This is a genomic window from Micromonospora sp. NPDC049274, assembly GCF_040678875.1.
Classification (GTDB): Bacteria; Actinomycetota; Actinomycetes; order Mycobacteriales; family Micromonosporaceae; genus Micromonospora.
Genome location: NZ_JBFAQS010000011.1, coordinates 226,184 through 237,095 on the forward strand (window position 1 = coordinate 226,184; position 10,912 = coordinate 237,095).

Here is a 10,912-nt window from a genome sequence, read left to right on the forward strand (position 1 = left end):
TTGTCGCGGCCCGCAAATAGACACTTGCCAATCTTGACTTGTGCATCGGGTCGGCGCACCGTGAGGAGAACCCGGCAGATGCGCACCATTATCGGCCCGCCTTCGGCGACGTACGGAATGCGAGCGCCGCTGGTTTCGCGCGGTGTTACAGGAGGCGTTCTATGCAGTTGAATCCGTTCTCCGGGGTCTATCTCACCGATCCCGCCAGCGCCTGGCGACGCATTCTCGACGATCCCGACCGGGTGACCTACGCCGAGGATCTGGGCCTGTGGCTGATCAGTCGGCACGCGGACGTCCGGCACGCCCTCGCCGACGCCGCGACGTTCGGCAACGCCCTCACCCTCGCCCCGATCTATGAGGTCTGCCCGGAGGCGATGAGCATCATCACGCAGATCGACGCGCCACCCACGACCGCCGCCGCCGACCCGCCGACACACCCCCGCACCCGGCGCGCGCTGCGCGCGACCTTCGCCAACACGGCGGACCGGGCCGAGGCGGAGTACGGCGCGATCGTCCGTCGCCGCGTCGACGACCTGGTGTCCCGGCTCGTCGCCCGAGCGGGCCGACGGGTGGATCTCGTCGGCGAGTTCACCACCGAGCTTCCGCTGCTGGTCATCCTGGACATCCTCGGGGTTCCCGACGCCGACGTCGACCAGATCCGCCGGTGGGCGGACGGTCAGGTCGCCCTGATCTGGGGGCAGCCCGACCCGGACGAGCAGGTACGCCTGGCCCGGGGTCTGCTGGAGTTCTGGCACTACTGCCAGGACCTGGTGCGGCAGCGGCTCGACAGCGCACACGACGGCGCCGACTTCATCAGCCGGGCGCTGGCCTACCGCGACGACGACGACGCGGTGCTGAGCGTGCCGGAGGTGGCGAGCCTCGCCTTCAACCTCCTGGTCGCCGGGCACGAGACGACGGCCGGCCTGCTCGCCCACGCGCTCGACGAGGCCCTGTCCCGACCGCAGCGGTGGCGCGCGCTCGTCGCCGACCCGCGATCCGTGCCCGACTTCGTGACCGAGACCCTCCGCTTCGCGCCCGCCATCGACGGTTGGCTGCGGGTCACGCGACGCGACGTCACAGTGGATGGGGTCACCATTCCGGCGGGCGCGCGGTGTCTGTTGATGATCGGCGCGGCGAACCGGGACCCCGCGGTGTTCACCCACCCGGACCGGTTCGACCCGCACCGCCTCGACGCCGCCGACCATCTGTCGTTCGGCCACGGCCCGCATTTCTGCATCGGTGCCGCATTGGCGCGACTGGAGGCCGGTGTGGCTCTCACCCGACTCGCCGAGGCCATTCCCGGCCTCCGTCTGACATCCGAGCACCGCCGTTCGTTTCAGCCCAATGTTTCGTTTCGCGCACACCACACGCTCGTCGTGACGATCGATATTCTCGCGCCCGCCGACGGCCCGACGGCAGCCCCGGCCGCCGCCACCGAGGCGCGGGCCGCCTGACGACGAGGACGCCAGCGGCGCTGACCTGCGGGCCAACCGACGCGGCCGGTGGGGCTCGGCGCAACGCGCCCCCGGTGCCGTCGGACGCGTCGGGCGGGTGGCCTCGTGCGCTTTGCGCGGCGATTCGTCTCGGCGCACGTCTTCACACCCATCGTGTCCAGGGTTAAGAATTGCTCCCTATGAATGTTCAGCCCATCGGCCAATCTCGATCTGGAACCCGCTGCTGATTCGCGGGTGCCACGAAGGTGAGCGCATGGAGCACACTCCCCCGCCGAGCGCCGCTCACTCCGCGGCCAGCCAACAGTTCCGCTGGGCGCTGCGCAACTGCCGGGTCCGACGGGGACTGACCCAACGGGCCCTGGCGGACCTGGTGCGGTTCAGCCGGGAGACGGTCGCGGCGGTGGAGTCGGGCCGCCGCTTCGGCAGCCACGAGTTCGCGGTGCGCTGCGACGACGTGCTCGACACCGGCGGCGTGCTGGCGTCGCTGTGGCCGCAGGTCGCGGCCGAGCAGTTGGCGGCCGACGGCCGACGGGGTCCACGATCGGCGGAGCAGGCACGACTCGATCCGCCCGTGCCGCGTCAGCGGGGTCGGCGCGACGCGCGTGACCCGGGCGCCGTGGTGGACGCCATCGACGAGCTGCGCGAGCTGATCGGCCAGGTGCTCAGCAGCCAGCCGGAGGCGGACGACCCCGGGCCGCTTCGCGCGCCCGAGCACCTCGACGACAAGCGCTGAGCGGGAGCGCCCGCGACCGGCCGCCGGGGCGCCACCGGCCGCTGACTGTGGGTACAGATGCTGGTACGGCCAGTTTGTACCACCGCCAGGTCTGGCCTCCGAGCGCGGGTTCCGGCGGAATGGGACTTGCATTCGGCAAGGTGCGTATAGACCGTCATCGACGAGTCGTGGGAGTCAATCTTGGCGTCGAGCACGAGGTCCCACGCGGCCCGACCCTACCTGAGGAGTCGTCGCGCCTGGAAGATCGCCGGGCGGATGCGCCTCATCGTGGCGGCGCCCCTGGTGGCCGTCATCGGGTTCGCCGGCCTCGCGCTGACCGAGAGCGCGCGCCAGACGACCCGTGCCAGCGACCTGGAGGTGGTGGCACGCCTTGGTGCCGAGGCCGGCGACCTGGCGTACCGGCTGCAACGCGAACGCGTCGCCGCCGCCGACCTGCTCACCCACCCCGACGGGCAGCAGCAGGACGCCTTCGGAGTGGAGTTGGCCGCCACCGATGCCGCCGTCGTGCGGTACCGCCGACAGCGCGACCGGGTGCCCACCGACGCCAACGCGGCGCTCCTGCGCCGCATCGACGCGGCGCTGGCCGGCCTGTCTCCGCTGCGCACCCAGGTCCGTACGGCCGAGCACGCCTCGGTGTCCGCGATGACCTTCAGCTACCGCATCGCGATCGCCGACCTGATCACCTTCCGGGAGAACGTCTCGCACGGCGTCGTCAACGCCCGGCTCGCCGACGGAATCCGGGCCTCGGCCGCGCTGTCGAAGACCGCCGAGGCGATCGGCCAGCAGCAGGTCGCCGTGCTGCGCGCCGCCGCGGCCGGCGAGTTGACCCCCGCCACGCAGCAGGACATCACCGCGGCCCGCACCAGCTACACCGAGTCCAGCCTGTCGTTCCTGGCTCTCGCCCCGGCCGAGTGGAGCATCTGGTGGGAGCAGGCCGGCACCGGCAAGGAAGCGCTCGCCCTGCAACGAATGCAGGACGAGGTGTCCCGCGCCCAGCCGGGCACGCCGCTGCGCCTGGCGACCGGCGACTGGGTGTCCACCACACAGCAACGCGCCGCCCGCCTGGCCGACCTGCGGGGGCGCGTCGATGTCGCGGTCCTCGATGACGTGCGGGCCGCCCACGCCGACCAGCGCCGCAGGGCCGTGGCCGAGGCGGTAGGTGTGCTGCTGGCGCTGCTGCTGACCGCGCTGGTGACCTGGGCCGTCGCCCGGCAGATCACCCGCCGGCTGCGACGCCTGCGCGACGCCGCCAACGCCGTCGCGTTCGAACAGCTCCCCGCCGTGGTGGCTCGGCTGCAACGCCCCGACAGCGCGAGCGTCGACCCCGACGAGCTGGCCCGCCAACAGTCGACCGCCGCCCTCGAACCCTCCAGCGACGACGAGATCGGCGAGCTGGGCCAGGCGTTCAGCGCCGTGCACCAGGCCGCCGTGCGGACCGCCGCCGAACAGGCGGTCATGCGCGCCAACACCGCCGACATCTTCATCCACCTCAGCCGGCGTGAACAGCGACTGGTCGACGCCGTTCTCGCGCAGGTCGACCGGGTCGAACGCGACGAGACCGACCCCGACCGCCTGCACCAGCTCTACACACTGGACAACCTGGCGACCCGGATGGGCCGGATCAACGCCAGCCTGCTCGTGCTCGGCGGCGTCGGCGTGGGCCGGGTACGCCAACACGACGTACCGCTGCAACAGGTGCTCCAGGCGGCCCTGTCCCAGATCGAGCACTACGCGCGGATCCGGCTCGGCATGGTCGACGGCGACGTCGCCGTGGCCGCCAAGTCCGTCGACGAGGTCGTGCACCTGCTCGCCGAACTCATGGACAACGCGACCGCGTACTCGCCGCCGGGCAGCGAGACCTGGGTGAGCGGCCGCAGCCTCGGCGACCGGGTCATCATCCAGATCAGCGACGAGGGCGTGGGGCTGCCCGCACAGCGGTTGCAACAGCTCAACGACCTGCTGGCCCGGCCACCCGCCATCGACGTCGCCGCCGTGCGGGCCATGGGGCTGGTCGTCGTGGGTCAGCTCGCGGCCCGCCTGGGCGCCAGCGTCCAACTGCGCCGCGGCCCCCGCCGCGGCACCCTCGCCGAGGCGACGCTGCCCGCGGCGATCATCCGGTCGTTGCCGCCGGAGGAGTACCTGCTCGCGCCCGGTCGGCTGTCGCGGCGGGCCGCCCGCACGTCCGCACCCCCGCCCTACCGGCCGGGGCCGACCGCCGGGCACGCCCCCGCGGCCAGGCCCCTGCCGGCGGCGCCCGTGTTCCGCCCGACGCCCCGCGCGGACCCCGGTGACGCGCCGACCGAGGAGCTGCTCATCTTCGAAGAGGTCAACCACTGGTTCCACGCCGATGGCGTCGACGCCTCCGACGACAGGCAGTGGTCCAGCCCCGCCGACGACGCCTGGCGTACCGCCGCTGCGGCGCACACCCCGGACGTGGCCGCGACCACCAACGCCGGCCTGCCCAAACGACAGCCGCAGCGGCACCTGGTGCCCGGCGGCGTCACCGCGCCCCCGCCACAGCAACGCTCCGAATACCGGGACCCGGCCCAGGTCGCCACCGCGATGGCCGCGTACGCGCGCGGCGTGGCGGCCCGCCGGCGGACCCCGATCAACCTCGGCAACTCATGACCGACAGGGAGGGCACGTGACCGACCACCAGGACCTCGGCTGGCTGCTGGACAGCTTCGCCGAGCGCGCGACCGAGGTCAGCCATGCGATCGCCATCTCCAGTGACGGCCTGATGGTGGCCGCCACCCGCGACCTCCCGCCGGACCGGGCCGACCAGCTCGCCGCGACCGGCAGCGGCCTGGTCAGCCTGCTGCGCGGCGCTGCGGCGTTCTTCGACGCCGGGGCGGTGATCTCCAACGTCACCCAGCTCGAAGGCGGCTTCATGTTCTCCATGGCCTTCAACGACGGGGCGTCGCTGCTGGTGCTCGCCGCGCCCGAGTGCGACGTGGGCAAGGTCTCCTACGAGATGACGGAGCTGGCCAACCGGATCGGCGACGCGTTGACCCCCGCGGCCCGTGCGGCGCTCGCCCGCAGCCGCTGACCCCACCGACCGACCCCTCCCCTTCCCCTGGAGACGACATGTCCCTCACCACCCCCGCGCGCAGCCGTGCCCTCGCCGCCGGGCTGCTCGCCCTCGTGTTGACCGCGAGCACAGCCTGCGCCGCCGACGAGCCCGGCACGACCGGCGGCGGATCCATCAAGATCGGTCTGCTCGCCTCGCTGTCCGGGACGTACCAGTCCGTCGGCAAGGAGATCCGCGACGGCTTCGAGCTGTACCTGGACACGCACGACGGCAAGCTCGGCGGCCGGCAGGTCGACCTGGTCGTCGCCGACGAGGGCAACGGCGCCGCGACCGCCGTGCCGGCGGCGACCAAGCTGCTCAAGCAGGACCGGGTGGCCGCGCTCACCGGCATCGTCGGCGGCGGCTCGGTCGCCGGCGTCTACCCCCTGCTGCAGGAGACCAAGGTCCCGCTCGTCGGCTCCAACGGCCGGCCGGAGATCAAGGACGTCTCCCGGGTCTGGCACACCTCGTACCTCTCCGACGAGCCGGGCGCCGCGATCGCCCAGCACGTCCGCGACAACGTCAAGGGCTCGGTGTACGCCATCGGCCCCGACTACCAGGGCGGCTGGGACGAGCTGCGCGGCTTCACCGAGGCGTTCGCCAAGGCCGGCGGGACGCTCGCCAACCCCGACGGCAAGACCACCTTCACCCCGTTCCCGGCCACCACCAACTTCACGCCGTACTTCGCCCGGATCAAGGCGTCCGGCGCGCAGGCGGTGTACACCTTCTACGCCGGCAGCGCCGCCGTCGACTTCGTCAAGCAGTACGCGCAGTCCGAGATCAAGGACGTTCCCCTGTACGCGGCGGGGTTCCTCACCGAGGGCGGCGTGCTCAACGCACAGGGCGAGGCGGCCCGGGACATCTTCTCGGTGCTCAACTACTCCCCCGACCTCGACAACGCCGAGAACCGGGGCTTCGTCGCGGCGTGGAAGGCCAAGCACGACGGGTCGCCGACCACGTACGCCCTCGCGTCGTACGACGCGGCGGCGGTGCTCGACCGGGCCATCGGCGCCGCCGGGGACGACCCGACGCCGGAGGCGATCAACGCGCAGATCGGCAAGCTCGGGCAGATCGCCAGCCCGCGCGGCGCGTGGCAGTTCTCCGGAGTCACGCACTCGCCCGTGCAGAAGTGGTACCTGCGTCAGGTCCGCCAGGACGGCCGGGCGCTGTCCAACACCGTCGTGGGTGACCTCGCGACCATCGGCCGGTGATCGCGGTGGCGGCCGGCCCGAACCGGATCGACCCGTACGTCATCCCGGCGCTGGACGGTGTCGCCTACGGGCTGCTCGTCTTCGTGGCGGCGGCGGGCCTGGTCTTCTGTTTCGGCGTCGCCAACATCCTCAACCTGGCGCACGGCATGCTCTACGCGATCGGCGGCTACACCGCGGCGGCGGTGTTCGACGGCGGCTGGGTGAGCCTGGCCCTGGCGTTGGGGGTCGGCGTGCTGGCCGCCGCCGCGGCGGGTGCGCTGCTCGCCGGCCTGCTCACACCTGTCGCCACCGGCAACCATCTCACCCAGGCGCTGCTGACCTTCGGGGTGGCGCTGGCCGGCGGCAGCCTGCTCGTCGCCGGCTTCGGCCCCGACGATCCGCAGGTCCTGGTGCCCGCCGCCCTCGACGGGTCGGTACAGGTCGCCGGGCACCGCTACGCCGCGTACCGGCTGGTCTTCATCGTGGTGGCCGCAGCGCTCGCCGCCGGGCTCTACCTGACGGTGCGGCGGACCCGGGCCGGGATGCTGGTCCGCGCCGCCGTGGACGACCCGGAGATGGTCTCCTGCCTGGGCGTGAGCCCGGCGCGGATCAGGGTGGGTGTGCTCGCCGTCGGTGGCGCGCTGGCCGGCGCGGCCGGCGTCCTGGGCGCGCCCATCATCGGCCCCGGAGCGGACACCGCCGACACGGTGCTGCTGCTGTCGCTTGTGGTCGTCGTCCTCGGGGGCCTCGGGTCCATGGTGGGCACCCTGCTCGCGGCACTGGCGATCGGGGAGATCCAGACCCTGGGCGTGGCGCTGCTGCCGTCCGCCGCCCCGTTCCTGCTGTTCGCCGCCATGGCCGCCGTGCTCGCCGTGCGGGCGCGGGGCCTGGCCCTGCGGTGGGCGGCGACATGAGAGACGAGGTGCTGCGCCGGACACGCGCCGCCGTCGCGACGGTCGTCCTCGCCGGCCTGCTCGTGGCGCCGTGGGTGGTGGACGACTACACCTCGGCGATCCTCGCCCGCACGCTGGCGCTGGGCCTGGTCGGGGTGAGCGTGGCGCTGCTCACCGGTGTCGCCGGCATGCCCACCCTGGGCCAGACCGCGCCGTACGCCGCCGGCGCGTACGCCAGCGCGGTGCTCGGCAGCCAGGTCTCCGACGTCGGCGTCGTGCAGGTCGCCGTGGCGGCGCTCGCCGGGGCGGCGCTCGCCGCCGTGACCCTGCCGTTGGTCGTCCCGGCCCGGGGCGTCATCGTCCTGATGATCACCCTGGCGATCGGCGAACTCGTCGTGACCGTCCTCGGGCGCTGGCGGTCGGTGACCGGCGGCACGGACGGCCTGGCCGGCATCGCCGGGGTCCGTCCCTTCTGGGGACTGCCGGTCCTGGCCACCGACCAGGCCCGCTACCTCTACACGCTCGTCGTCGTGGCGACACTCGTCGGCGCGGTCCTGCTGCTGCTACGGACCCGGGCGGGGGTGCTGCTGCGCGCCGGCCGGGACGACGAGATGCGGCTGCGGGCCAGCGGGCACCGCGTGCCGCTGTACCTGTCCGGCGCGCACGTCGCCGCCGGGGCGATCGCCGGCGCCGCCGGCTCGCTGCTCGTCGTCGCCCAGCAGTACGTCTCCCCCGCCGACTTCGGCTTCGACACCTCCGCCCTGCTCCTGCTCGGCGTCGTCATCGGCGGCACCGCGTCGGTCGGCGGCGCGCTGGTCGGGGCGGTCCTCGTCATCGCCGTACGCGACTGGTTGTTCGGGGTGCTGCCCGGGCACGCGCCGCTGGTGCTGGGCGTCCTGTTCGTGGCGACTGTCTACCTGCTGCCCACCGGCGTCACCCGAGCCCGCCGCCCGCGTCCGGTCCCCGCGCCGCGCCCACCGGACGCCGCCCCGACCCGCGACCGCGACACGACGCCGGAGCTGCGGGTATGACCTGCCTACTGAGCGCCGAGAGGATCAGCGTGCGGTACGGCTCGCTCGCCGCGCTCACCGACGTCGACCTGTGCGTGCACGACGGTCAGCGGCACGCCCTGATCGGGCCCAACGGGGCCGGCAAGACGACACTGCTCAATGTGCTCGGCGCGACGACACGGCCGCAGCGCGGCACGGTGCGCTTCGCTGGACGCGACGTCAGCCGGCTCGGCCCGGCGGCGCGGGCGCGGCGTGGCATCAACCGGACCCACCAGCGACCGGCGGTCTTCGCGACCCTCACCGCGATCGAGAACGTCGAGGTCGCCGCCCTGCCCCGGGCGATGCGACGCCGCAGGTGGTCACCCGGTGGGACCCGGAGCGCGGCACGCCGGGTCGCCGCCGGGCTGCTCGACCAACTGGGCCTGGCCGACCTCGCGGCGGTGCCGGCCGGTCACCTCGCCCACGGGCAGCGTCGGCAGTTGGAGATCGCGATGGCCCTCGCCGGCCGTCCCCGCCTGCTGCTGCTCGACGAACCGGCGGCCGGCCTGTCCGCCACCGAGGTGGCCCGGCTGGCCGAGCTGCTGGCGGCGCTGCCCCGGCAGGTAGCCGTGCTGCTTGTCGAGCACCACCTGGACCTGGTGTACGCCCTCTGCGACACCGTCACCGTGCTGCGCGACGGCCGGACAGTGGCCGCCGGCACACCGGACGAGATCCGTACCTCGCCGCTCGTGCGGCAGGCCTACGCCGACGGGGTGTCCTGATGCTGTACGTGGAGCGGCTCTGCGCCGGCTACGCCGGAGGGATCGTGCTGCACGAGGTGGACCTGCGAGTGCACCCGGGCAGCATCCAGGCCGTGGTGGGCCGCAACGGGGCCGGCAAGAGCACCCTCGTGCACACCATCGCCGGGCTGGTACGCGCCTCCAGCGGCCGCATCGAGATCGGCGGCGTCCATGTAGCCGGGCGGCAACCCCACCGGGTCGCCCAGTCCGGCGTCGGCCTCGTCCCGCAGGGCCGGCGGGTCTTCTCCCGGTTGACGGTGGCCGAGCACCTCGTCCTGGCGGCGTCGCCGTGGCGGGCCGCGACACCCGGCGGTGAGGGCTGGACGGTGCCCCGGATCCTCGAACTGCTGCCCCGGCTCGCGGCACGGCTGCGCCACCGCGGCTGCGAACTCTCCGGCGGTGAGCAGCAGATGCTGGCCATCGCCCGCGCGCTGCTCGGTCAACCACGGGTGCTGCTGCTCGACGAGCCCTGTGAGGGGCTCTCCCCCGACCTGGCAGCGCGGATCCGCGACCTCATCGGCCACCTGGCCGCCGGCGGGTTGACAGTGCTGCTCGTCGAACAGCAGCTCCGCCACGCGATCGAGGTCGCCGACCGGGTGGCGGTGCTGGAGTACGGCCGGGTCGTCTACGACCGGCCGACAGTCGAGGCGCGCAGCGACCCGGGCCCCCTGGAGGCGCTCGTGGGCATCGCCGCCACCCCGCCGCCGCCGGCCAACCGATCGACCCCTCGACTCTGGGCCGACACCCCGTAGGTCACTTGTTTCCTCTCGGAGAGGCAGAAGACGATGGCGACTCCCACCAGCGATGGCGCGTACACCTTCGACAACGGCGCACCGGACGCGGTCCCGCAGATGCGGGCGCTGGAGTCCTTCCTGGACCCGATCACGATGCGTCGCCTGGCCCGCCCGGTGCTGCGCCTCGGGTCACACTGCTGGGAGGTCGGGGCCGGTGGCGGCTCGATGGCCTGGCGGATCGCCCGCGCGGTCGGCCCGGACGGCGGCGTGCTGGCCACCGACATCGACCCCACGCACCTGCGTGCCGACGGCAACCTGACCGTACGACGGCACGACGTTCGCACGGACCTTCCGCCCGGGGACGCGTTCGACCTGGTCCACGCCCGTCTCGTGCTGCTGCACCTACCCGAGCGCCGACGGGTCCTGCGTACCCTCGCCGGTGCGCTGACGCCCGGTGGCTGGCTGCTCGTGGAGGAGTTCGACTGCACCACGCCGGTGCGGGTGCTGAACGCGCCGAGCGACGACGCGGCGAAGCTGTTCACGCAGGTGATGGACGCCATGATGGAGGTGTTGCAGGAGCACGGCGCCGACCTGGGGTGGGCGCAGGACGTGCACACCGAGATGATCCTCGCCGGCCTGACCGAGGTGGACACCAGCACCCACTCGCAGAGCTGGGCCGGCGGGTCGACCGGAGCGTCGCTCTACGAGACCAACTCCCGTCAGCTGGAGCCGGACCTGCTGGCGGCGGGGCTGTCGCCCCAGCAGCTCGCCGCCTTCCGTCGACTGCTGCGTGACCCATCGTTCGCCGTCATGTCGTACCACTTCGTGTCGACGCGGGGCCGCCGCCCCGCCCCCACCCCCTAACAGCCCCCCGGCGCCCCCCGGTCCCCCGTCGGCCCCCCAGGTCCCGCGTCGGCCCCCACGGTCCCGCGTCGATCATGAAGTTATTGCGCGCCTCATCGGCGTGTCGCGGCGATAACTTCATGATCGACGGGGAGGGGGGTGGGGCGGGGCGGGGCGGGGCGGGGTGGGGTGAGATCACCGGTGCC

General features: G+C 73.3%; 10 protein-coding genes. All 10 read left to right on the forward strand.

What is annotated here, in order from left to right; all coding sequences use genetic code 11:
- The first annotated feature begins 161 nt into the window (after positions 1-161).
- The 10 genes from AB0K10_RS21960 (at position 162) to AB0K10_RS22005 (ending at position 10,727) form a co-directional block, all read left to right on the forward strand.
- Positions 162-1,454, forward strand: coding sequence for a cytochrome P450 (locus tag AB0K10_RS21960; protein WP_363686150.1), 1,293 nt, complete (start codon positions 162-164; stop codon positions 1,452-1,454).
- 253 nt (positions 1,455-1,707) lie between these two features.
- Entirely contained in the window at positions 1,708-2,187 is a 480-nt protein-coding gene (locus tag AB0K10_RS21965) for a helix-turn-helix transcriptional regulator (protein ID WP_363686152.1), read from the forward strand.
- A gap of 255 nt (positions 2,188-2,442) precedes the next feature.
- A complete protein-coding gene (locus tag AB0K10_RS21970; RefSeq protein WP_363686154.1) occupies positions 2,443-4,815 on the forward strand; it encodes a nitrate- and nitrite sensing domain-containing protein in 2,373 nt (790 codons plus the stop codon).
- Positions 4,816-4,831: 16 nt separating this feature from the next.
- Positions 4,832-5,236, forward strand: a complete 405-nt coding sequence (locus tag AB0K10_RS21975) for a roadblock/LC7 domain-containing protein (RefSeq protein WP_007460021.1) — start codon at positions 4,832-4,834, stop codon at positions 5,234-5,236.
- 38 nt (positions 5,237-5,274) lie between these two features.
- Entirely contained in the window at positions 5,275-6,468 is a 1,194-nt protein-coding gene (locus AB0K10_RS21980) for an ABC transporter substrate-binding protein (protein ID WP_363686156.1), read from the forward strand.
- Complete coding sequence (locus tag AB0K10_RS21985) at positions 6,465-7,361, forward strand: branched-chain amino acid ABC transporter permease (RefSeq protein ID WP_363686158.1); 897 nt, start codon at positions 6,465-6,467, stop codon at positions 7,359-7,361. The genes AB0K10_RS21980 and AB0K10_RS21985 overlap by 4 nt, the downstream gene beginning before the upstream one ends.
- A complete protein-coding gene (locus AB0K10_RS21990) occupies positions 7,358-8,371 on the forward strand; it encodes a branched-chain amino acid ABC transporter permease (RefSeq protein WP_363686160.1) in 1,014 nt (337 codons plus the stop codon). The genes AB0K10_RS21985 and AB0K10_RS21990 overlap by 4 nt, the downstream gene beginning before the upstream one ends.
- Positions 8,368-9,111 (forward strand): ABC transporter ATP-binding protein, encoded by a 744-nt coding sequence (locus AB0K10_RS21995; RefSeq protein WP_363686162.1) that lies wholly within the window; start codon positions 8,368-8,370, stop codon positions 9,109-9,111. The genes AB0K10_RS21990 and AB0K10_RS21995 overlap by 4 nt, the downstream gene beginning before the upstream one ends.
- The gene (locus AB0K10_RS22000; protein ID WP_363686164.1) at positions 9,111-9,881 is read left to right on the forward strand and encodes an ABC transporter ATP-binding protein; all 771 of its coding nucleotides are present in this window, start codon (positions 9,111-9,113) and stop codon (positions 9,879-9,881) included. The genes AB0K10_RS21995 and AB0K10_RS22000 overlap by 1 nt, the downstream gene beginning before the upstream one ends.
- A gap of 33 nt (positions 9,882-9,914) precedes the next feature.
- Positions 9,915-10,727 (forward strand): methyltransferase, encoded by an 813-nt coding sequence (locus tag AB0K10_RS22005; RefSeq protein ID WP_363686166.1) that lies wholly within the window; start codon positions 9,915-9,917, stop codon positions 10,725-10,727.
- The last annotated feature ends 185 nt before the right edge of the window (positions 10,728-10,912 follow it).